Annotated in this window: 14 protein-coding genes; 7 read left to right on the top strand and 7 right to left on the bottom strand. The window is 49.2% G+C overall.

Annotated elements, in window-relative coordinates; translation table 11 throughout:
- Window positions 1-432: 432 nt before the first annotated feature.
- From PSHG_RS18915 to PSHG_RS18890, 6 genes are all read left to right on the top strand, one after another.
- Complete coding sequence (locus tag PSHG_RS18915) at window positions 433-3,702, top strand: heparinase II/III family protein (RefSeq protein ID WP_010276239.1); 3,270 nt, start codon at window positions 433-435, stop codon at window positions 3,700-3,702.
- 281 nt (window positions 3,703-3,983) lie between these two features.
- Entirely contained in the window at window positions 3,984-5,162 is a 1,179-nt protein-coding gene (locus PSHG_RS18910; protein WP_026021475.1) for an ROK family transcriptional regulator, read from the top strand.
- A gap of 218 nt (window positions 5,163-5,380) precedes the next feature.
- Window positions 5,381-6,592, top strand: coding sequence for a DegT/DnrJ/EryC1/StrS family aminotransferase (locus PSHG_RS18905; RefSeq protein WP_010276232.1), 1,212 nt, complete (start codon window positions 5,381-5,383; stop codon window positions 6,590-6,592).
- 57 nt (window positions 6,593-6,649) lie between these two features.
- Window positions 6,650-7,942: a neutral/alkaline non-lysosomal ceramidase N-terminal domain-containing protein gene (locus tag PSHG_RS18900; RefSeq protein WP_010276227.1), complete on the top strand. Its 1,293-nt coding sequence runs from the start codon at window positions 6,650-6,652 to the stop codon at window positions 7,940-7,942.
- Window positions 7,943-8,120: 178 nt separating this feature from the next.
- Window positions 8,121-11,882 carry a heparinase II/III domain-containing protein gene (locus PSHG_RS18895; RefSeq protein WP_157213474.1) on the top strand — a complete coding sequence of 1,254 codons (3,762 nt, stop codon included), beginning with the start codon at window positions 8,121-8,123 and terminating at the stop codon, window positions 11,880-11,882.
- 220 nt (window positions 11,883-12,102) lie between these two features.
- Window positions 12,103-13,464: an ABC transporter substrate-binding protein gene (locus tag PSHG_RS18890; protein ID WP_010276221.1), complete on the top strand. Its 1,362-nt coding sequence runs from the start codon at window positions 12,103-12,105 to the stop codon at window positions 13,462-13,464.
- 130 nt (window positions 13,465-13,594) lie between these two features.
- On the opposite strand, the gene PSHG_RS18885 is transcribed toward PSHG_RS18890, so the two are convergent.
- From PSHG_RS18885 to PSHG_RS18870, 4 genes are all read right to left on the bottom strand, one after another.
- Window positions 13,595-15,985 carry a helix-turn-helix domain-containing protein gene (locus PSHG_RS18885; protein ID WP_010276219.1) on the bottom strand — a complete coding sequence of 797 codons (2,391 nt, stop codon included), beginning with the start codon at window positions 15,983-15,985 and terminating at the stop codon, window positions 13,595-13,597.
- Window positions 15,986-16,200: 215 nt separating this feature from the next.
- On the bottom strand, window positions 16,201-17,826 hold the full coding sequence (locus PSHG_RS18880; protein ID WP_010276216.1) for an extracellular solute-binding protein: 1,626 nt from the start codon (window positions 17,824-17,826) through the stop codon (window positions 16,201-16,203).
- Between the two features lie 239 nt (window positions 17,827-18,065).
- Window positions 18,066-18,314 carry a hypothetical protein gene (locus tag PSHG_RS18875; protein WP_148497786.1) on the bottom strand — a complete coding sequence of 83 codons (249 nt, stop codon included), beginning with the start codon at window positions 18,312-18,314 and terminating at the stop codon, window positions 18,066-18,068.
- Window positions 18,315-18,658: 344 nt separating this feature from the next.
- Window positions 18,659-18,862 (bottom strand): hypothetical protein, encoded by a 204-nt coding sequence (locus PSHG_RS18870; protein WP_010276212.1) that lies wholly within the window; start codon window positions 18,860-18,862, stop codon window positions 18,659-18,661.
- 999 nt (window positions 18,863-19,861) lie between these two features.
- Here PSHG_RS18870 and PSHG_RS28300 point away from each other — a divergent pair.
- Window positions 19,862-20,134 (top strand): hypothetical protein, encoded by a 273-nt coding sequence (locus PSHG_RS28300; protein WP_010276209.1) that lies wholly within the window; start codon window positions 19,862-19,864, stop codon window positions 20,132-20,134.
- A 383-nt stretch (window positions 20,135-20,517) separates the two neighbouring features.
- Here the strand turns inward: PSHG_RS28300 and PSHG_RS18855 are convergent, their stop codons facing one another.
- The 3 genes from PSHG_RS18855 to PSHG_RS18845 form a co-directional block, all read right to left on the bottom strand.
- Complete coding sequence (locus PSHG_RS18855) at window positions 20,518-22,176, bottom strand: extracellular solute-binding protein (protein WP_010276204.1); 1,659 nt, start codon at window positions 22,174-22,176, stop codon at window positions 20,518-20,520.
- Window positions 22,177-22,320: 144 nt separating this feature from the next.
- Complete coding sequence (locus PSHG_RS18850; protein WP_010276202.1) at window positions 22,321-23,193, bottom strand: carbohydrate ABC transporter permease; 873 nt, start codon at window positions 23,191-23,193, stop codon at window positions 22,321-22,323.
- 42 nt (window positions 23,194-23,235) lie between these two features.
- A complete protein-coding gene (locus PSHG_RS18845; RefSeq protein ID WP_010276200.1) occupies window positions 23,236-24,186 on the bottom strand; it encodes an ABC transporter permease in 951 nt (316 codons plus the stop codon).
- Window positions 24,187-24,630 lie beyond the last annotated feature (444 nt).

The raw sequence follows: 24,630 nt of genomic DNA, 5'->3' as shown, positions 1-24,630 counted from the left end.
ATCCCGGGTAATCATTCATCAACTGGAAAATCATCCTGCAGAATCATGCTAGAGAATCATACGAGAGAGCGAGTGTCGTTGGACTAGATCCCGGTACTCGCTCTTTTTTCTCTTTGGAAAGATTAATAGTTGCAGCAATTTACAAATCAGGAAATACACTCTTGACTGGGAAAGCGCTTTCCGTTAAGGTTTGCTTGTAAAACCAGAGCTGCGTATAAGGAGGTGATAGAGGAATGTAAACTAACGTCCAATTCGTCCAGTTCGTCCGCAAGCTCGTACACAAGTTCATCCATAACTTCACCCACAAGTTCACCCACAAGTTCACCCACAAATTCATCCACAACTTCATCCGAAACTTCGTCCATAAGATCGTCGACAAGTGAAACAAAAATGCAAATGAAAAATGCTGAGCCAAAAAGGAGTTGTTAACCGATGCTGGGAAAAAAGCTGTGGCAGCCGCCTGAAGGGATTAAGCCAGATTTAACGTTGGAGCATCCGAGAGTGCTGTATACCGCAGCACAACTGCAAAAGGCCCGAAACCGGGTCGGACAGGAGGGTCCATCGTGGGCACGCCGGGCATTTGCCCGGATTATGAAACAGGCCAATGCACTCCGCTGGATGTCGCTGGACGATGAGGAAATCCGCGGGCTCGTGCCAGAACGCGGGGCCTACTACATGTACGGCGTGACGAATCCGGTCGGTCCGGATGGAACGCGGATTGTTCCAATTGGCTGGAGCGCTCCTGGCCAGGTGCGTTCCGAGTTAGGCGCCGTGTATCCTTCCGAGCAATATCCGGATGACGGTACCGGGTGGCAGGATGCAGACGGACAAATCTATTATTTCACCGCCCGCTGGCACGGGTTTGTGGTGGATGAACTAACGCGGGCCGTGGAGCCGCTTGCTTACGCATACGCAATTAGTGGCGAAGCGGTCTATGCCCGCAAGGCGGCTGTTATTCTAGACGCTTTGGCTGCGGTTTACCCGGAAGCGATAGAAGGGCCGCTGGATTACCCCGGTCTAAGGCCCGGCAAGGAAGGCGGGCGTCTGGAGCGTCCTTATTATCAGGTGGCAAGAACATTAATCTGGTACACGAATGCCTGCGATTTAATTTGGCGGAGCGGAGAGCTGGATGGCCCTTCCAAGAGCAATCCCGGTTGTACGATCAAGGAGAATATCGTCTACAACCTTCTTCTTAACGGTGCTGATTATTGCTATAGAGAATCCCAATTGCCCGGCTATGTTGACCAGCTTCACAATGGAACAGCCGATTATAACATGGGTATTGCGGTCGTCGGCTCGCTGCTCGGAATCGACCGCTACGTCGATTGGGCGGTGAATGGTCCAACGAACTTGCGTTTTATGATCTCGAACAATATCGACCGTGACGGCAATTACTTTGAAACCTCCGAGTCGTACAGCAGAGTGAGCCAGGAGATCTATCTCCATATGGCAGAGGCCTTGTATCATGTCCGTACCCCTCAATTCGCCGAGGGAATAAACTTTTACCAGGATGAACGTTTTGTCCGATTCTACGTTGGCAACCGCAGGAAAAACATGCTGGCCGGAAGAATTCCCTCTTACGGAGACAGCTTCGTCGATGAAAAAGTGGATGCCGATGAAGGGTTTGACAAGGCGGCATGGTATCATGCTTTGAAGTTTTATTTGCGTACTTCCGAGGAAAAGAGCAAGCAGGATTATGTGAAGTGGCTCCGGCTGCCTCCTGGAGTTACCCTAGATGAAATTGCTGAAGGCGACAAGAGCATATGGCTGCTGTTCAATTTGGAGGATGAGGAGCAGTTTGTATATAAACCTGATTCTCCATCCGCTGAAAGCCAGGCCGCACAATTGCCGGCATTGCTGGGCGGCAAAGGACTTCTCTACCTGCGGGCAGGCAAAGGGGCTCATCAACGGGGAGCGTTTCTTCGCTACGGCCCAACCCTAAATCATGGCCAGCTTGACGAGCTCGCCATTCTTCTCTATGCATCCGGAAGAGAGCTTACTTTTGATCCGGGCTATAATATGGCGCAATATCGCTATGGCTGGCAGTTTGAGACGGTATCGCACTGGACTGTAGCCGTAAACGAAACCGGGCAGCTGTCCTCCAGCTCAGCGGGAGGAAGTGTTCATTTTTTTGCGCATGCACCGGGTTTATGTGTTGCAGACGTATCCGATGAGGCTGCTTATCGCTCGGAGGGAGTGGAAATATACCGGAGAATGCTTGCTATGATAGATATTTCGGATACCGAGTCCTATTGGGTCGATCTCTTTCGGGTTAGCGGAGGCAGGGTTCGGGATTATTCCTTCCATTCCAGGGGAAAAGTGTTTTCGTCTGAGGGCTTGACGCTATCGCCTCCAGAGAAAGGCTCGGTTGCAAGTACAGAGTATGACTGGGGAAGGCAACTCAAAGGGGATGGTACCGTCTCAGGATTCGAGAAAGAGGGATTCTCCTTCAGTCCGCCAGGCAGAGGGTACGGTTTCCTGGGCCGTCCTCGCAGAGCCTTGGCGTCAGACGTCTGGAGCAGTACTTGGTCCGATCCGGCTCAATTGAAGCTGACGATGCTGCCTCAGGAGGGGCGCGAAGTAATTGTAGCGGAAGGGCCTGAGCCGATGGGCGTAACTTATGTATTGGCGAGAGATAAAGGTCCTGCAACAAGCCAATTCATGGCCATTATCGAAGCAGGAGAAAAAGCGGGAGCTGCCCGCATAAAAGCTCTAGACTTAGAGGCAGCCGCTCAGACACAGATTGCAAAGGTTAAACCTGCCGTAGCGGCAATTGCCCATACACCGGCCGGAAAGCACTCATTCTGCGATTATATTCTCAGTACGCTGGATGGCTGCTCCTTCTCAGCCCTGGAAACTTCTTGCGGTGGGCGTAAAGTAGAAACTAATGCGGAATTCGCCATGGTCAGGTTGAGAGAGGACCATCATCTCCTGCAGGCGCACTTCGTTCGTGGCACGAGCCTGCGTATTGGGGAAATGGAGTTATCCATAGCCACGAGCTCTTTAGCTGGTATTATTCAATCTGTAAATTATGAGTTAGGGACGATGACGATATTGGGAATGGAAGTTCTCCCGGAAGCTTTGCGCGGCCAGTATATTTATGTCGATTCCCCGGAATACTCGCATAATTCGCCATACTTCGTTAATAGTGCGCAACAACTTAGTGGAGATTGCCTGCTGATCGAAGCAGGGGCGGGTAAAGATGGCTTTACGCTGGCAAGAGGGAGGCTGACTCAGAAACCTCAAGAAAACCGGCTGCCGAACGGAGTGAATCTTCCGTATTCGCGAAATGTTCTTCGGCACGGCCCTAACTGCTATTTCGACGGAAAGCTTGTAGCTAATCATGCAGGGGCAAATGCCTTGATTACAGCTGTTGATGCGGATTATGCCGGACTGCATGTGAATACTATCTCCGGTTTTGCCGCAGGGGACAACATCACTATCTATGATATCAAGGCAGGGGATCAAGTCGTTCTGCCCCTATCTGTTCATCTGCAATGGAGCGGAGAGAACGACTATGAATTGCGGTCAATTGTGCCTGTACAGGTGGCAGGAGCCGATTGCCCTATCTATATACTTGGAGCAGAGGGTGAATGGATAGCGGTAAAAAGGCAAATGGTAAATGGCCGTATCCTATCTATAATTGAGCCGGGCGCAGAAGGCAGGCGCACGATACGTTTCGGGCAGCGGGCAAATGGGTAGATGGAGGAAGGCTTCCCGGATCACCAAACAAACACCAACAGATGCTATAGTAATCTTTAGTAATCGCTAAGTAATTCGCCAAAGAATAGCTAAAGTTATCACTAAGTAATCGCAAATAAAATCGCTAAAGTGTCGTCTAAGTGTCAGTCTCGGCAGCAGGAGCAGCAATTAAATAGCCTACTGAAGTATGCTATAATGATCATTACGGAATTGGATTAATAGATGATGACTGACTAAAGTGGGTGCAATCTTTCTTGATAAAAATAGCGAGCCAACAACAAATGAAACAAACGAATGCGAGGACGGTATTCCAGCTGATCCATGAGAACCGCAATTTGTCACGGGCCAAAATTGCCCAGATGACTAATTTAAGCCGGACTACAATCTCCGCTATCGTTGAACAGTTAATGGAACGGGGAATGGTTATTGAAACGGCCCCGCTGGAAGGAAACGGCGCTGGCAGAAAAGCTATCTCCTTGGAGGTGAATCCTTCTAATAAACACGTCATCGGTGTTGAGCTCGGAGTGGAGAAAATATCGGGAACCGTATTTAATCTAAGGAACGAGCCCGTCCATTCTGAAACTATCCGGTTAGCTGAGCGGGACGATATAGGCGAAAGCATCCGGGCTGTTATTGACCGTCTGAGAGATGCCGTTAAACACCGCTTTGACGAGCTTATGGGCATTTGCGTTGGGGTTCCCGGGCTTCTGGATTCAGATAAAAAAACGATCCTGATGTCCACCTTGTTGAATATCGAGAACGTGAATCTCTATGAAACCATTGCCAAAGGACAGGATGTTCCCGTCTATTTGGAAGATGGAACGGTGCTCGCCGCCACGGCGGAACGAGTCTGGATGGGCAATGCGGACAGTCCGTTTATTTACCTGTCCATCGATGAAGGCCTGGGTGCCAGTGTTATTATGGATAATCAGCATATTCAAGGTGTTAACAAGGTCATGCTGGAAATCGGCCATATGTCCTTGGATATGAACGGAGACTTGTGCAAATGCGGGAATAGAGGATGCTTCGAGCTGTATGTTTCCACTTTGGCGTTAGCCAAGAAAGTTAAACAGGCCATCCTGGATGAACCGGCTTCCCTGCTTGGCAGAATCATGGGGGAGGACGGGAAGAAAGCGGTTGAAATTGCTTTATTGGAAGCCGCGAATGCAGGGGATGAGACCGCCTGCCGGATTATCTCTGAAGTAGCGGCTGTACTTGGCAATGGCATCGTGAACTTAATTCATATTTTCAATCCGCAAATGATAGTTATCGGCGGGAGGCTGTCGACGCTGGGCACACGTTTGTTGGGCGGAGTGGAGGAGCAGATAGCGGACAGGGCCATTCGATCCTTTAGCAAAAACTGTTCAATCCGGCTTCGTTACAATAACGATAACGCCGTAGTATTCGGAGCTTGCCACTATGCTTTAGGGCAAGTGCTGGATTCTTATTTTGCAGAGTAAAATTGTGAGTGTAATTGTAATTTAATCCTTGATTTATGATAAGAAATCGTGCTATATAATTAATAAGGCCAGTGGACAAATGAATATATGCATGCTGTTCTCTGGTCTTTCGTTCTTTTTTATAACTAGATCTTTGTTAGTGAAGAGGTACTGACATCGTACGTTAATTTTTTTGATTAAGCAGCAAGGGGAATATCAGTGGGAAGAGGGTTGATAGCATGGAGAAATTGGCAATTGACGGCGGGACACCCGTCCGCAGCCGGCCGTGGAATGCACAGTGGCCGGAGTTCGGTGAGCTGGAACGCAAACTTGTCCTCGAAGTTGTGGATTCCGGACATTGGGGAGGAGTCTTCCCATTCGGATCGCAAAAGGAGAAGGTGCCCCAGCTAGAAAGTCAGTTCGCTCAGCTTCATAATTGCAAGCACGCCATAGGAGTGCCTAATGGAACACTGGCGATTACTATAGCCTTGCAAGCTGCGGGAGTCAAGCCTGGTGATGAAGTCATTGTCCCGCCTTATACGTTTATAGCTACGGCTTCGGCCCCTTTATTGTTCGGAGCTATTCCTGTCTTCGTTGATATCGAAGAAGAGACCCTGCTGCTCGACCCGGAAAAAGTGGAATCCGCCATTACACCGAAAACCAAAGCTATCATTGCTGTACATATTGCCGGGTGTCCCGCAAATATGAGCCGTCTTAAGGAAATAGCCGGCAAGCACGGGCTGGTGTTGATTGAAGATGCTGCCCAAGCCGTTGGCGCCGAATGGGAGGGCCATAAGGTAGGATCGATTGGAGACCTGGGTACCTTTAGTCTGCAATCAAGTAAAAACCTCAACGCAGGAGAAGGCGGGATCGTTACTACGAATAATACGTCATATTGGGAGCAGGCCTGGTCTATTGTGAATATAGGGAGAATTCCGAGCGGTGAATGGTATCAGCATGAGCGGCTCGGACAGAATTACCGGTTAACCGAGTTTCAAGCCGCGATTGCCCTGGCGCAGATGACGAGGCTGGAAGAACAGATGGCGCGCAGGGAGAAGAATGTCGCATTATTGAATCAACTGCTCGCTTCTCTGGATGGTATACAGCTGCTCACTATGGATCCGCGCGTGACTCGGCATGCGAACCATTTGTACTTGTTCAAGCTGGAACGGACTTTTTGCGAAATGGTAAATAAGTCAGAGTTCATCCGCAAGGTTAATGCGGAAGGGATTCCGCTAACGGAAGGCTATTCATCGCTTAACCTTAATGCTTCCTTGATGCGGACAATCGAGGAATTGACAGGTGAAAAGCGTATAAACGAATGTCCGGTTTCCGAACGGATCTGCCAAAGTCAATCGATGTGGCTGGCCCAGACGGTGCTTCTGGAGGATGAAAATAGCATGTACGACATTGCCAATGCATTGGATAAAGTAGTTCGCTCTTATCACTAATTGCTCTTATCACTAATTTATAGCAGGCATTCGCTGGAAAGGGAGAGGGCTAGCGCCATGGGACGTTTATGGATGGGAACAGCCAAAATCGATATTACTCCGAAGCACTCTATAGAGCTGGCGGGATTTGAATCGAGGCTTGGGATGGGAGGTTTTCGCGATGTCGACTTGCCCCTCTATGCCCGCTTGATTTATTACAGGCATTCCGATTCGGAGGGCAGGGAGACCCGGGCTCTGTTAGTGTCCGCTGATTTAATTTGGTGGGATAACGCACGTTCTGCGCAGTTAAGAAGAAGACTCAGCGGCTTGCACGGTATTCCCGAGGATGCTATTTTGCTGCATGGCACCCACAATCATTCCGGTCCGCAAACGAGCGATCAATTCTCAGTGGAATTAGGGACATTCGATCTGGATTACGTACAGCAATTGGAGGATTGGATTGCTGACGGAGCGGCAATGGCCGAGGCTAATCTCGAGCCCGTAAGTGCAGCACAGGGGAGCAGCTTTATCCATCTGGGAGTAAATCGAAGAGTGGTAGTGGATAGCGAGTGTCTAATGGAAGCCAACCTTCAAGGTCCCCTGGATCCGGAGCTTCGTGTTGTAAGCTATTCCCGTTTGGACGGCTCCATCAAAGCGGTGCTCTTTCATTACGGCTGCCACCCTGTTATTACTAGGGAGAATCGGATTTCCTCCGAATTTACCGGCTATGCCATGGACCTTATTGAGGAGGCAGTGAACGAACAGACTATTGCCGCCTATTTGCAAGGATGGTGCGGCGATATCAATCCCGCGAAGGATGGCGAGCTGTTGTTTGGCTGCGAACAAGATGTGAGAGAGCATGGGCAGCAGTTGGCCGATGAGGTCATGAATGTGCTGCGAAGCCCGCAGACGCCCCTGGATCCCTGTCCGCTGATAGCCAGCAGGCATCAAGTGATGCTATCCTTTCAATCTCTTCCTACGGAATCTGAATTACTGGATTTTATAGGGAAAGATGGCATCATAGGGGAATGGAGCAGGAGGCTGCTGGAAGAGCCTGATCGTATGCAACAAGGCACCCGCTTGGATTTTTACCGGCTGCCGCTTGCCAGGCAGCTAAGCTTACTCGCGGTCAATAGCGAAGTGGTTGTCGAATATGGCTTGTACGTTAAACAGTTATCCTCCGGTGAATGTCTGCCGCTAGGATACACCAACGGGATGATTGGTTACGTGCCGACGGCCCGGCAGCTCAGTGAAGGGGGGTATGAGGCAGACCAGTCGACCAAATATTTTTTACTCCCATCCCCATTTGATTTTTCGATTGAACATGATGTCCGCAGGAAAATTAATTGGATTCTGAACGGAGAATCATGATTGTTACTTGCTCTTTTATGTAAACCCTTTCAATTCATGTGAGATAGTCGACCCGGTAGTAAATGATGCTCGTGGACCGCCAGCTAGATCAGCCATCTTGCCTTATCACCATGCGAGAAGCCTTTATTGAATTGTTTCTGTTTAAGGAATGATCTTGCTCATGGGAGAGGATTATACAATGACTAGATTTATGCGGACAGTAACAAAGTTGGTGATGTTCGGATTGGCATGGAGCCTCATCACGACTATTCTGATTCCGATGTCATCCACGATTAATGCTTCAGCAGCAGGCAGGGAGCTGCTCGTCAACGGAGACTTTGAGCGGGTTGAGTCCGGCAGCTTCCCTGGCTGGAATGCGATTAATACCCAAACGATTTTTGAACCGGCATCGACTGTTGTTTATGAAGGAGAGCATAGTGTTAAAGTGACAGATACCGACTCTATTGGCAAGGGGCTGAGAAGCGCCTTCCAGGCAGCTATTCCACATGAGAAGTACCAGGCCTCGGTCTTCTCTTATAATGAGTCGGGACGCTCTCAGTTGTATCTGGAGTTCTGGGACAGCTCCCGTACCCGGATCAGTACAGCGATTCAAACCCAATCCACATTAAATGCTTGGCAGCAGATAGAAGTTCAAGCGGAGGCACCGGCGGAGGCTGCCTTCGTAACGATAGTTCTTTATTTGGATGGTCCGAATGTAGGTGCAGCTTATTTTGATCTGGCTTCATTGATGATAGTGGAGTCAGAGGAAGAACCGCAGGAATTTCTGGTTAACGGGGGCTTCGAAGAGTTTAGTTCCGGCAGCTTCTCCGGGTGGAATGTCCTCAATTCCGGCACTATATTCGAGCAAGTTTCTTCTACCGTTTATGAAGGAGAATATAGCGTGAAGATAACGGATACTGATTCTCTCGGTAAAGGGTTAAGGAGTCAATTCTATCCTGTGAACCCGAATCAAGCTTACCAGGCATCAGTCTACTCTTATAATGAGTCGGGACGCTCACAGCTGTATTTGGAATTCTGGGACAGCTCCCATACCCGGATCCAGACAACCATTCAAACAAACTCTTCGCTAGGCTTGTGGCAGCAAATTGAAATAAAAGCCATGGCTCCAGAAACGGCTGCTTACGCCACGGTTTTAGTTTACTTAGACGGGCCGAATACAGGAATTTCTTACTTTGATAACGCTTCTTTACGTATAGCCCCGGAAGAAGAAGTCATGGAATTCCCCCTGCTTATCAATGAGCACCCACGCTTATACTTCACTCAAGATGACATTCCTTCCATTCAAGCTAAAGCAGCTGATGACATAAATAACCCTCTCGGAATGACAGGCAAGCAGATCTGGGATGTAGTGGAAGCCCAAGCCCGCAGCTATTTGGCTGAGACCAGCTTTACGGTAACCTACTACGGCGGTCACCTCGTTACTTACCCGGTACCTCCTGCCATGCCGGAACCATTGGCTAATCCGCCAGGCTATACATCAGGGCGGTATCCGTACTGGACTATGCTTTCTACCTCGATTCAAAATCGGATTGAGGCCTTGAGCTGGGCCTATGTCGTTACGGAGGAAGAGCCATTTGCCGACAAAGCAAAACAATACGCTCTTGCTCTTGCGGCCTGGCCGGCCTGGTCTGATCCCACTTATACTTGTGCAGGCATTACTTGTTTGGATACTGCGCATCTGACTATTGCGGTCAGCACCGCCTACGATATTTTATATGACAAGTTCACCCCGGCTGAAAGAGCTTTGCTGGAACAAGCCATCGAGCAGAAGGGCCTTATTCCGCTCTGGACAGATACTGCCGCCGAAATGGATCATAACCTGCAGGCGCTTAGGGCGTCCGCATTGGGTACAGGAGGAAGTGTACTGCTCGGCAAATCCCCGAATGCGAATAAGTATTTAACCAGAGCGGTGCAATATTATACATGGTATTTCGATAAACGCATGGAATCGGGGGAGCAGGAAGGACTTGGTTACACCAGCTACTCGGTAGACAATATTATGCGGGGGGTAGACCATATATATAGAACGACAGGAGTAGAAGAGGTGATTAACCATCCTTTCCTGAATGATTTCGTTATTCGCTGGATAACTTACTTTCTTGCTCCTGGCGGCGCAGGTCTTGCCAATTTTTCCGATTCAGAGGCCGCTAATTATTACCCGATTACGATGAGCATTCTCAATTCCCAATTAAGCAATGGCCATGCCGGCTGGTATTTAAAAGAAACGAAGGCGGCAGAGGCATCGCTAAACGGATTCATCTATATGGATCCATTTGCGGTGATAGAAAAGCCTGACCAGCCAATTTCTACCGTATTAGAGGAAATAGGGTGGGCGGCTCTGCGTACTGGTTGGGAACGAGAGGATCAACTTTTAGCATTCATAAGCAATAATTCGCAAATGGGTCATAACCAGTATGATCAGAACAGCTTCCAAATCGCTACGAACGGCTCCTGGATCGCTTTCGATCCGGGTACGAGGGATTATGTACCGGGTCCCGTTCGCGATTTTACGGAGAGGTTAGGGCATAGCACGATACAGGTGGATGGCCAGGGACAGTCCCGGACTGGCGGAGGTTCCTTAACGAGAGGAATGCTTTCAGAAACCTATGACTATGTTACAGGTTCAGCCGCAGATGCCTACGGGTCTCCCAATTTAACGAAATTTGACCGCCATATTGTTTTTATCAAGCCCGATTACTATGTCATATTTGATGACTTGGAAGCCGATACACCAAGGCAATTTGATTGGATTCTGTATAACGGCTCGGTAATCGATTACAAGATTAATGGAGCACAGGCACAAGAAGGGGTCACGGTCCCGGGGGACCACCTGTACGTGAATAACGGCAAAGCGGAGCTATCTGTTAAATTTGTCCAGGATCATGCTCTCCCCCTTACAATCGCTAAATACCCGGGTGCTGAACGGTTCGGCTATTATGTCAGGGCAGAGAGTAGCGAGCCGGCAGCAGCGCAGCAGTTCTTAACCGTATTGAAGAGCGGAAAGTCACAGGAGACAGGGATTTATGAGGAATATGACCTCCTGCCGCCGGTTACATCAACGGGTAAAGAGTATAAAGTTTTAAGCTCAGCAGGAAAAACGTTTATTTTCTATCGTGGGGAAGAAGCGGGTGATTCTATTACCTACCGTGTGACTGTGCCTGAAGATGGGATGTATACAGTTAGCAGCTCGTTTATCCAATCCCCCCTCTATGGAAAGTTCCAGGTGTATGTTAACGATCAGCCGTTAGGTGCACCGTTCGACGGGTATCACCCTTTTGTTCAGGCAGCAGAGCCTTATATACATGGCCAGTTGAACCTGACTGCAGGAGACCATCTCATTCGTTATGAAATTGTCGGCCAAAATCCGCAATCCGGAGGATTCTTGATGGGCTTGGATTCGCTAAGGCTGGTTAGGGAAGGCAGTGAGAGCGGTAGTAATACCGACCTTGACGCAGAACGTATTTCCGGGATCAATGCGCTGGGCGCCCGTATCTATTCTCCTACAGGCATTAACAGCTTTAAGGAGGATTATGTTCTATTCAAAACGGGCCAGGGAATGTTTGCTGTTGAGGGGATAGAAGGAAATCCGGATCAGGCTGTTGTGCAATTCGATGATAGCGGGGGGCTCGCCGGTTATAAAATGACCCGGGGCACCACATTATCCTATGATCAGCAAATTTTGCTGCAAGGCAGCAGCACCGCTTTTCAAGCATCAGTGGATAAGCTGCCGGCAACCGGGGAGTGGAAGGCAGTCATAGAGCTTGCCTCGCCGCAAAGCGTTGCACTGCACGTTGAATCAGCCACCGAAGTGGCGGTAAACGGAGATATTATCGCTCCGGAAGATTATGATTACGATCCTCAGACCGGACTGTTAACTTTGAATTTGCAAGCGGGTACCCATAATATTGTCATTTCCGGTGCCATGCATAAACCATCATAAACCGGAGCTATATAGGATCAAAGCAGGGGCACAACTTAATGTACATGACGGGTTTTCGTCAGCTAATCTTTTAATTCAGCATTTTGCATCCCGGCGGACGGTTTATCAGGTTTATCAAACAAAATCTAGAACAAAATAGTTCTCCTTTGTCTGAATCCCGTTGCCGTTCGCGGATGATTTGGAATGATGCAAAAGCTTATTTGAAAAAGGGGGAAATAACATGATGCCAAAATACGGTATGTCTAGGGCGATGCTGGTCTTGTTCATGGCATTGTTGACCGCTTGCGGGGGAGGGAGCACGATAGAGCCAAGCTCTGATCCAGCTCCTACATCCCAGGTTGAGGAAACGAACAGCCCGGAGCCGGATAAAAACGAACCGAAGGATCCGGTTAAGCTTATTCTTCATAATGGAAGCGCAGGCGAGGAAGAATTTTATGAGCGGTTTGGTGCTATGCTGCAGGAGAAGTTCCCTCATGTAACGATTGAATTTATCCGCAATGGAACGGGGACGACTATCCAGGATTTGATCACACAAGGCACTATACCGGATATTATCAGGACGGATATGCCGACAATTATGAGTGGTTATCTGGATTTGGAGCTGGGTGAGGATATGATGCCTTATGTGGAGAAATATAATTATGATTTGTCCCGCTTCAATGAAGTTTTCATCGAAGAAATGTTGGCAATTGGACAGAACGGGGAGCTCTACGGCTTGCCGGTCGGCCCGTATTTCCCTCAAGTCCTTTATTACAACAAAGATCTGTTTGACAAGTTCGGGGTAGATTATCCGACAGACGGGATGACCTGGGATGAGGTATATGAATTAGCCCGTACGATGACACGGGAGGAGGACGGTGTCGAATACCGGGGCTTCAGCACAAACCCGGCGGCGGTTCTGCGTGATAATCCGCTCTCCTTGCCTATTCTTGATCCGCATGAAGACGGACTTGCCGATATGGAGCAGTGGAGAGCCCTTTTCCAAAACCTGCTTCGTTTCTATCAAATTCCGGGCAACCCCATCGGGGATGATAACAGCAAAGAAAGCTTGGCCTTCAGTGGAGGAAACGTGGCTATGCAGATTAACCAGCACAGTGTGTACTTGACCATCCCGCCTGAAATTAACTGGGATATCGCAGCTTATCCGTTAATGGAGGGGGCACCTGAAGTCATGGCTCAGAGGGGGCCGGCCTACTATTCGTTAACAAGTCAAAGCAAGCACAAGGAGCTTGCCTTCGAGATTATAATGGAGATGCTGTCGGATGAAATCCAAATGGAGGATTCCAAGAGAGGAATTCCAACTACTTTGAACAATGAAGCGATCAAAAAAGAACTGGGAACCGGGCACCCGATTTACAGCGGAAAAAATATGGGAGCCATTAACGTTTATCCGCCTGTCAGCTATGCGCCCAAAAGGGAGCGGGATAAGGTAGAGGTCGCCGGAATCAGGCAGCAGGTCATCCTTTACGAGACTTTCGTGGAATTGGCGCAGGGTGCCATTACGGATGTAAACACAGCGCTAAACAAAGTCGATGAGCTGCTGAAGCAGGAAATTGAGAATAGGAAACAAGGCTTAAATTAGATTGGATGGAGGCCATTTAAAAGAGCCGTGCCGTTCGCATTGGGCTTGCCTGTCCCTGTCAACGCAGCGGCTCTTTCGCGGCAGCAAGCCATAGACCATAAACCATAAACGGCTTCGGGTCTATGGCTTATTATTTAGAGACGGATTGGGAACCGCCGCGGACAAGATTGCGGTACTGAATCGGGGTAATCCCCTCTAGCTTCTTGAATTTGCGGATAAAGTTGGTTGAGTCCGTGTAGCCTATTTGCTCAATGATTTCGCCCAGAGTCCAATCAGTATCGATTAACAAAGCCCGAGCTTTTTCCATTCTTACCTCATCGATATAACGCATCAGCGACTGGCCGGTCTGGTTTTTGAAGAAACGGGTCAAATAGGAAGCGGAGAAACCGAACCTCGCAGCAATCTGATCCAGATTAATGGAGGAATCGGCGTAACAGTCCTCCACATAAACGGTAAGCTCCTGCAGCAGGTCCTTGTTCCTGCTCTCCTTGTGCTCGTTCACATACTGGCAAACCTGCTCACAAAAGCTGACCATCCGCTGCTCTAATGCCTCCAGCGTCTCCAGCTCATGAACAAACAGCGTCTCTACGGACCATTCATCTTCCTTCAAAGGAATGTCCATTTCCACAAGTGTTTTCATAGCCGTATTAATCATATCAAAGCAGATAAATTCAACCCGCTCGATCGAGAGGGACTGATTGGACGTTTCAGCAATCATTTCCCGAATGATCCGGGCAGCCTCCTCGGCGCTTCCTTGCTTGATTGAACGGACCAGCTGTTTTTGCGCCTCCAATGGATACCACAGCAAGCTTTCCTTGGCCTGATTGACCTCCTGGTACACGATGACCTGATTTTCACCCTTTACAAGGCGGTAGCGCGCTGCATAATCGGCTTCCGTATACGATACATGCAGCTTGTCAAAATCGTCATAAATTCCGCCGACCCCAACGGTGACGGGCAGCCGGTACGTTTTGTTGCAAAACTCCTTGGCTTGCTGTGCTATATCATTCAATCGATACGGCTGCTGGCAGCCCTCCCGGATATTGAGCAAAGCTACGATGCCGCGGCCGTTTCTATAATTAACCGCATATCCCGCACCGATTTCCAGGGACAGCTTCTCAACTGCTTTGCCTAAGCTGTACCGTACAAGATCCTGCATCGAGTGGGGGTTCTTCCGTTTGAACTGCTCGTAGTCATCTATTAACAGCAGTAGGACGGCATAATGGGGCTCCTTCAGGCTGATCTCCTCAGCCGGAAGCAGAGTATCCAGCTCAGAGCGTGAGCGGATGGTGCCGTCAATTAGAGCTGTCACATATTTTTCTTTCACGATGCCGGCTTGGCTTTTCAGCTTTTCTAACAGGCCCTCATTTTCTTTGGTGACTACACCGATAGCTTCTGCAATAAAGGCTATTTCATCGGTACGGTTGGGCAGAACCTCGTTCAACCCGCTTTTGCGCAGAGAACCGGTCAGCTTGACGATAGGACGGTAATTCCGAATGGCCAGAGCAAAAGCAATCATCAGTCCGATCAAAAAAACAGCCAGAATCGTATAGTGGAAAATTTGCCGGGTCTCGTTCACCTTGCTCATGAATTGATTGGTTGGCATGGCAGATACATACGTCCAGCCATTCGTATCCGAGGTCAGCTGAACTATAGAGTATTGAGCGCCTTCAATATCAACAGTTTCCAATGGTGCCGGGTTGCGTGGCTGATCACGAAGCATTTGGATAATTTGGAGCGAGGTTTCGTGACTGACCTGATTGAGCACCTCCGTTACCTGCTGGCCCTCCTCGTTTAAAATATAGATCGCACCGGAGTAATCCTTCAATACGCGGTGAATCATCTGATTCAAGTCCTGCTCCCTGAATTGAAACAGAATGGTACCGTAACCATCGGGAGAGCCGGACATCGGATATAAATAAGTAATCAAAGGCCCGACAAGCGTGTCATGACCTTTAATATGACCAACTACGCGCAATCCCGAGCTGTCCGTTGAGCCCATATGCTGCACAAACTGGACAGTTCCTGGGCCTTCGGCTTCCATTCCGTATACCCGGGAAAAATAAGGGGCCGCCTCATAAGTCCCGCTTGAAGCATATAGCAGGGCAGGATCGTTTTCACGGTAGTAGAGCATGATGTCGTAAATAAAAGAATTGGTGGACCGGTGCTTTTTCAATTCTCTTACCGCTTGATAGATGCCGTAGCCGTTCTCGCTGAGCGCATAGGGAGTAAGCAGCGGATTGGTGGAAATTTGCAGCGCCATCCGATCCATTTCATTCGTCCGCATATCCATGGCCTCTTTAATTTGCGTCAGGGTAGCCAACGTGGAGTTCTCGACTTCTTTTTGCAGAATGTTCAGGAAGGAGCCGTAAACCGCGCCGCTGACCCCAAGCAGCAGGACGATCACCAGGAAAACATAAGAGAACAGATAATGATAGAATCGATTGGACCAGCGCCTGGCGGACCACAGCTGTCTGATGCGGGTTGGAAGCGCTAACACTTTTTGAAAATAAACGCTCATGATAAGCTTGACCTCCTTCATTGCACGGTCTTATAGCAGGCGTAGCAATAGTCCATCGAGTAGCGGAAATATAGGAATATAACAGACATTATGCTCAATACAATAATAAATAGGTAATGTCTTGTTATCCAGTATACCTTAAATTTTCAAAAAAGAAGGGAAGTTTACAGAAAGGAAAAGTTCCCATGATGAAATCAAGGGAACCTCCTTTCGATTTAGTTATCTGAACGGTATCGATCATAGGCTGCTTGATAGATTTGCATATAATCCTCCAGTCCCATTCTTTGAATCGTTTGGACATAGCTGTCCCATTCCGCAAACGAAGCGGCACCCGAGATAAATTTGGCTTGCTGTTCCCGGATATACGTGTTGATATCTGAGGAGAGCGCGTTCATCCGGTCAACCTCCTCCTCCTTGTACGAAAAGGCAGGCCACGCTTCTTCGTTCATGTATTGCTTGACTTTGTCGGCTGCGGCTATAGAGGAAGGGAGACTTTCTCCGCCGAAGAAATAAGACTGGGAAATAATCCCCGGCATGCCGCCTCCCGGCCAAACCAAGTATTTGACCAGCGCTTGTTCAAAAGAAAGACCATCAGGATGATTCATGATTTCTTCCACGTATTGAATCTCCCCGCCGTCCGTCACTTCATACGTTACCCCTTCAAAGCCGGCATAGAACATCCGCATGCCTTCCTCGCTAAAAAAGTAGTCAATCCAGCGCATAGTAGCTTCAGGATGTTTATTGGCATTAGTGATGACAAAAGTGCCTAACCCCGCAATGGTCGAGTTTTTAACAACAGTTTTGTCACCATGAGGCCCTTCCAGAACGTCAGCACCCACGAACTCCTCACCCAGATCATAAGAGATCGGGTCCCAGCCAATGAAGGCCCCGTAACGGTCATCCTGCAGGCGGACAGTGAATTCCGTAGAATTAATGGTGAAAATATCGCGGTCGATGAGCCCATCCTCATACAGCCGGTTAAGATACTGCAGCATTTCCTTGTATTTCTCCTCAGTCGGAATAAACCTCAATTCATTAGTATCAGGATCAATATCGACATAAGCGTGCTGGCTCCCTTTGTTTTGTAATCCCCAGAAACCATTGAACAATTTGATAATCCGGTTAATGTTGTCCGCACCGAACGGGGCATTGCCTCCATTAGCTTCCTTCAGCTTCACCAGGAAATCATAGAACTCATCGGTCGTTTGCGGCATATCCAGATTAAGCTCCTGCATCAGCTCCTCGTTGACCCACAATTTTGGATTGTAAAATACGGAATCAAATTCCGGATCGTAGACCCTCGGAATAGAGTAGATGTTGCCGTCCGGCATCGTCATTCCTTTGCGAATGTCCGGGTTATCATCCAGTAACTGTTTAATATTAGGCGCGTGTTCCTCGATCAAATCGTTCAGCGGGATAAAGGCCCCCTGCATTCCGTATCTCATAATGTCCTGGTTGGGGACTGACGCTGCGTAAAAAGCATCTGGCAAATCTCCGCCGGTAAGCATCAGGTTCCGCTGCTCGGACAAAACTTCTGTACCAATCATCTGCCATTGAATATCGATGCCGGTCATTTTCTCATATTCATCGAAAAGCATGACATTATTCCAATCCTGTGCCGTGGTAGCGGACCTGCCTGCTACAAAACGAAGCTGAATCGGTTCATCGACAATTGGGAACCCGCTTGGATTTAAATTTTCTACGGCCTGCGGGGATCCTCCCGGAGTAGGGGGATCATCGCTTCCCCCCGTTCCTCCCGTACCCTCCGTACCGCCTCCCGAACATGCGGTTGCCACTAAGGCAAGAGATAGGATGGTTATTGCTGCCTGTTTTCCTTTCATTTGATTCATGACCTCCTGTTGGTTTTTGTTTTTATATGGGTTTGCGCAGTGCGCATAGTTCTTATGTTCCTTAAAGGGTGTGCCTTTTCATGCTCTTGGGGAACGCAGGCTTTTCTCGTTCTTTGCAGATCATACTCTGTGCTATTTGTAGGACTGCCTGTGCTGCTATATTTTTTGTAGATCGCATGCTCTTCTTTTGCTCTTTGTAGAGCTTACGAGCAAGTACATTACGTTACCGGTTATTCATAGCAGACCTGTATATCGACAGACGCAGCGCAACCGCCTGTACCATCAACTGCTTCCAGCCGGACATAACGGGCGCCCGGGACCGCTGGGAAAACAAGCGTTTTGCGCGAGTAATCAGCTTCCCATATTCCGCTCGCGGCCAGCGTAAACTGCTTTCCATCCGGGCGGGCATAGATCCGACATTCTGTAATCACGCCATCCGGGGTAAAATCAGTCCGGGTTTCGTAGCCTAGCCTTTTCACGGAGCAGCTTGCTGCCATGATCTAGTGTAATAGATTGAGACACCAGCTCCGGGGATTCCAACGGGTGTGCCGCATAGTTGTCCGTTCCCGATCAATAGCCCAGTATGCTTCATATCCCGAGCGCTAGATAGCGGCTGCTGCGCTCATTTGCGATTGAGGCACAACATTAGGCGCATAAAAGGCAATGGAAGCGGATTCATTTTCACCCGGAAAAACAACATTTCGGCTCAAAGCCCGCTTGCATCAATAATCGTAAACCGGGCCTCATCTTCTAGCTCTGCCCCGCCTAGACAGGAAGCGGTAACCCCACAAGAAGCGGTAACCCCAGATTGCTGTGCTGCTGCTTAGACATTACAGACAGCCGTGCAGCCATTGGCGGAATTTAACGGCACAAAAGCTTCGTTACGGCCATTGCAGGAAAGTGTCAGATGGAATTTTAGCTTGGAAGGCTGGGCAATTCCCTCGCCATAAGCGGCAAAAGTAACCATTGCCCGCTGGTTATGATTCTTCGATTGCGTAATGCCGCTTGTCTCCTTTTCCGGTGGCACGGAGCTGTTTTCCCCCCTTTTTTTGTTATCTGATTTCCCGCGGCATGAAATGGATACGGCGAGCATCAGGATTTCAGAGCTACTACCATATTCCCGACAAGCATTTTTACTATTCGTTTACTAAAACTCCCAACTCCCTTTCCTCCATAATTGCATGATTGAAAAAAGTAGATTATCAGGCCGGCAACACCTTTAGGTATTCCGCAGATTAATTCTTCGAATTACGTCTGTGCCAGTATGTAACGAGGACACAAAATCAACCATGTCGGTGGCAGGCCATCAGATGAAGGCATGAGTTGGATCAGGCCAGTAGCAGAAAGCATGAGCGCGAGACGGATCAGGCTAGCTTCTGAAGGCGCAAATAGCGATACAGGATTAATATTCACACTATCGCATAAGGTAAATTGCTGTCTATCGGCAGTTGTGAACCGCATATGCAATTCTTTACATTGCCTGCCATAACAGCGATTTGCCTGTCAGGACAGCATTTTTTGAGCAGACCGCTCGGCTATCACAACGAAAGAACAGCATAGCTCATGATAGGAAATCTTGCTAGAATAAAAATATCAAACTAGTAAATATTTCTGATATTGATTCTAGCGGACCATTTTAGTAAATCGTATAGGGGAATTATGGTGGTGAAGTAACGTAGAAGAAAACGTAGAGGGAAGCGTAGGGAGCGTTGGTTAAATGATGGGGTTACATATGAGGAAAGATTTGGAGGGAAGCTTTAGGGGATATCGGGGGTAAGCGGTGGAGGTAAGATGCTAGAGTGAACCCGCAGGGTATGCTGTAGGTGGAAATCGTGAGGTAACCTTAGAGATAGGCTGCTGGTGATCATCGAAGTACCCGTAGAGGTACCGTAGATATAGGTCGCTAATCTGGAGAAGCGAAATATTCTAAGCTGTAGGGGCTTTTGGGGAAAGAAAGCCATTGATGTAGCCCGTGGGAGTGAACCGTTAAGTAAGTCGTACAAAGGAGCAGAGAAGGAGGGACATTATGGGGGATATCTCTTGGTTTTTTACAGGAGTTGTGTTTGTATTGATCCTACTGCTGGTGTTAGCTGTAGTCCTGATCTTTAACCGAAGGCGGCGGGCAGCGAACATTGTGGCTATAGGCAGTTATAAACGGAGAACGGCCACTGGCCAGAAATGCTCCCTATGTAAACGCAAGGATAAGCTGCAGTTTTATACGATGAACAATGGACAAGTTGCCGGTGTTTGTAAGGAATGCAGGGCTACTGCGAAAAAAAATAACTGGGAACGGGTTTAATTAAGCTTCCGGATGGGGCTGTTGCTTTATCGTGCACACCTACTGCAACTGTGTCCAGCGGGCATCGACTGCAAGATGTTCCTTCCTACATGGTTTTCGGCAAGGCGTCCTGCATGGTGTTCCTTGAGCCGAGTGGATCGGTTGGAGGTTTGAAGCAAGCACTGTGCGAAGGGTACCGGTTGGAGGTTCGGAGCCAAAGCAAAAAGCATTCGCACCGATTCAAGACGAACCCGGTGCGAATGCTTTTATTGCAGAAGAGTTTGAGATTTACGCAAGCCCGCTCCCCGCAAGCCCGCAAACAGTCTACAAGTCTAATCTCTTAAATTCCGATAAAAGTAACACCTGAAAAGGAAAGAATCTGCTAAGTAAGCTTTTACACAATATTAGTTGCCGCCCATGTCTCGCTGATAGGCTTCGTTCATCGCCTCCAAGACTTCATCTCCGCCCATGGAGCGGAACTGCTCTACATAATCATCGAAGGCATCGATGCTCACTTCTCCGGTAATGATTTTGAAGTATGTTTCAATTGTCAGCTTGCCTAATGTCGTTGCATGACGGTTAAAGATGTCCAGGGAAGGGACGATCAGCTTCGTATACCCGTCAAAGCCGGCTGTTTTCTCGGCGAAGTAGAAGGTGAACGGTTCCCGCCGCTCCTGGAACTCGTCCATTTGGACCTGGGCGTGCAGCACGTAGCGCCCATATTTGGCCGCCTCGGCATTCGACTCGCTGGGCCGCAGACTGACGAACTTGCCGTCAACTTCATCCCAATCCTCGCCTTTGATTCCGAATTGCAGCGTCATGTTGTATTCATAATCGCTTGCCGCTTCCTCCATCATACTGAGGATCGTCTCGACTTTGCGCGGGTCCTTCAGCGCCTCGGCTGTAATCGCAATGGCGCCATTATAGATATCCCACTGCGGAGTACCGGACAGGCCGTTCGGCCCAACTGGCGGAGTTCCGAATACGATTTCCGCATCAGGGGCGGATTTGCTGAACTCCTCGAACACGGTGCCTCCGCGGTCATCCGGAGTATCCGGGTTCATCTCATTGCGCCAGTGGACAGGCTGCGATTTACCGGTAAGCCCGATGCGGCCGTTGAAGAACGCCTGTGAGTTGGCCCAGTACCCGGTGGTGTTCTCGGAAGTGATAAACTCCGGATCAATCAGCCCTTCCTGGTACCATCTTTGCAGCAAGGCGAGCGCTTCCTTCATTTCCGGCTGGATCGCCGCGAACTCGAGCCGGCCGTCCTTTTTGGTAAAGAGCAGGGCCCGGTCGGGCGAGGACTTCGCTGCGGCGCTCACATCGTCAATCGGCGGGAAGCCGTAGGCGCCGAGAATCATCGGAATGGCAAAGTCAGACATGCCGTAGGTGTCCCTTGCTCCGTTCTGATCCGGGTCCTCGTTGCGGAACTTATACAAGGCTTCCTCGAATTCCTCAATCGTCTCCGGAACCTTGGTGATCCCCACGTTATTTAACCAATCCTGGCGCCAGACGACAACGGTCGGGTAAGCACCGCGCTTGTTCGTCACCGGAATCGCATACACCTCGCCATCATATTTGACGGCATCCCACAGCTGGGGATAGCTGGTATCCAAGTAATCCATGTACGTCGGCATATGCTCTCTTAATAGATCCATATCGAGCGGCTCTAAAATCCCCTGGCTGGCGTAGTTGGCTATGTTGTTGCGGCTGCGGATCTTGAGCGCATCCGGCATTTCCCCGGAGGCGAGCTTGACGTTTAGAGTATCGTCCCATTTGTTAGCGTCTATGAACCAGAAGTTAAACTTGGCGTTGAACTTTTCCTCTACCAGCTTGACGATAGGCGAGGAAGGGTCGGGCTGGCCGTAGGAGTCATAGGCGAGCCATTCGAGCACTACCGGCTCTTCTGCCGCCGTTCCTTCACCGTCGCCGCCTTGTGGCGGGGAAGAGGGCGAGGAGGGCGTTGGGCCTCCCCCCGAACAGCCTGCGGCAAGACCGGCTAGCAGGCCGCTGGCGATCAGCGCCGCGGTACGGGCCTTCCAGGATGGATTCAAGGCATTCATGCGTTTGTTCCCCCTTAAATAATAATGTATGTTGATCCGATATTTCACCGGAGTGCAACCGTGATATAGGTTTTTGCATCTGGCTGACAAGAGCTGCGTCATATAGGTTTTTGCATCTGGCTGGCAAAGAGACTGCCTCTTCTCTTATCCTTTTACCGAGCCTACCAGAGAGCCTTTGATGAAGTACTTTTGCAGGAAAGGGTAGACGCAAATAATCGGCAGGATGGCTACGACCAGCATCGCCATTTTCATAGCTTCACTGCTGACATAGGTCTGGTCTCCGGCAGTTTCCATCATGGAATCCTGGCCCTCCAGCAAAATTCTCCGCAATATAATCTGAAGCACCTGCTTGCTTTCTGTCTGGATGTAAATCATGCTGTCAAACCAAGCATTCCAATGGTAGACGGCTGTATACAGCCCGACTGTAGCGATAATCGGCAGAGAAAGCGGGAGCACAACGCGGAAGAGAATGGTGATTTCGTGAGCGCCATCGATTTTGGCTGCTTCTTCCAGGCTTTCCGGCAGGCCGGAAACAAAGTTGCGGACAATCAGAAGCAGGAACGCACTGACGGCGCCAGGCAGCACAAGCGCCCAGATGGAATTCATCAGCCCCAAATTTTTGACCAGCAGATAGGACGGAATCATTCCCCCGGAGAAAAACATCGTGAGCAGTATGAACCCCGTCCAAAAGGTGCGGTGAGGCAGTGTTTTTTTAGACAACGGATAGGCACCGAAAAAAGTCAGCAGAAGCGTTATAGCCGTACCCAGTAAGGTGCGCAGGATCGTGTTGCCGTAAGCCGTCCACAGAAGGGAATGGCTCAGCACGCGTTCATATCCGCTGAAATCAAAGGTGGCCGGGATCAGATGGAAGCCAAAACGGTTTACAACCTCGGGCGGGCTGACAGAGATCGTAAGCACCTGCATTAAGGGCAGCAGCGTAAAAACAGCCAGGCAGGTCAAAGCAGTATAAATGACCAGCATCAGCAGCCGATCGGTGAACGACATTTTGTATTTCATGGGACAGGCTCCCCCTCTGATGGTTTGGAGTGCGAATCCGCCTTAAAAAATCGCTTCATCACTGAACTTACGGGCAAAATAATTGGCGGTCAGCACCAGAATGAGTGCAATTACATTTTTGAAAAGACCAACGGCTGCGGCATAGCTGTAATTCATGCGGGTCAAGCCCTCCGTGTAGGTGTAAGTCGACAGCACATCACCAACATTCATGACCGTTACATTAAGCAAGTTGTAAATCTGCTCGAAGTCGTCATTGATAATTGATCCGGCATTCAGAATCAGCATGATGACAATAACGGGAGCCATCGAGGGCAGCGTGATATAAATGATTTTTTTAAACCGGCTGATGCCGTCCATTTCGGCCGCTTCATACATCTCGGTATTAATTCCGGCAATGGCCGCCAGGTAGATGATGGTCGTAAATCCGGCACTTCTCCAGATGTCCGAGACGACAAGAATAAAGCGGAACCACCGTTCATCGGTTATAAAATAAACAGGCGCAATCCCCATCATATCGAGCAAAATGTTAATGGGCCCCCGGCTTGGAGACAAAAACTCGATAATCAGACCGGAGAGGACGATCCAGGATAAAAAATGCGGCATATAGCTGATGGTCTGCACGACCTTTTTAAATACCGGCCTCATCACTTCATTGAGCATCAAGGCAAGAATAATCGGAACCGGAAAGCCGAATACCAATTTATAAAAGTTAATGATAAGCGTATTGCGCAGGACGGTTAAAAAATAGGAGCCGGCGAAAAGCTCGCGGAAGTTGTCGAGGCCGACCCATTCACTGCCGGATACGCCCCTTAAAAACTTATAGTCCTGAAAAGCGATAATGACCCCATACATAGGTCCGTAATGAAAAATAAGGTAATAGATCAGTACTGGCAGCAGCATAATGAAGTAATACTTGTTCGCTGCATAGCGTTTAAAAACAGATGGCTGGTTGCTTAGCTTCGGTTTGCGGGTGTTTCTGGCGGTTCCCTGCATGTCATTCCTCCATTTCTGCTGCAAACAGTGCCGGCTTACTCAAGGGAGCTTTTCAAATTCCATGTACTCGCAATTCTCTTATTCTGCCTCTGGCTTAATCGCTATGAGTCCCGGTCTGGCACGTCTATACTGTCTCTTGGTTTTCATGGATAAGCCACAAATGTGGGCCTCTTCGTTTTCATCGGCCAGCCCAATTGTGAGTAATTGCTTGCACCCTTGATTGCGCTTTCATCGCTGCCCTTGATGTTACATGGGAACCCGGAATATCACAATTAGCAAAATCGTGAGATCGTATCATTTTTTAGTAATGGGCTGGAAAAAGGACTGAAAACGTATGGCAAATCCCACGAAATGCTCCGCCGAAGCACTACGGAACTATCCCCGAACTACCACCGAAATTGTCCGCCGAAGCACCACGGAACTATCCCCGAACTATCCCCGAAC

The organism is Paenibacillus senegalensis JC66 (assembly GCF_000285515.1).
GTDB classification, from domain to species: Bacteria; Bacillota; Bacilli; order Paenibacillales; family NBRC-103111; genus Paenibacillus_L; species Paenibacillus_L senegalensis.
This window is presented reverse-complemented; position numbering and strand designations above follow the sequence as displayed.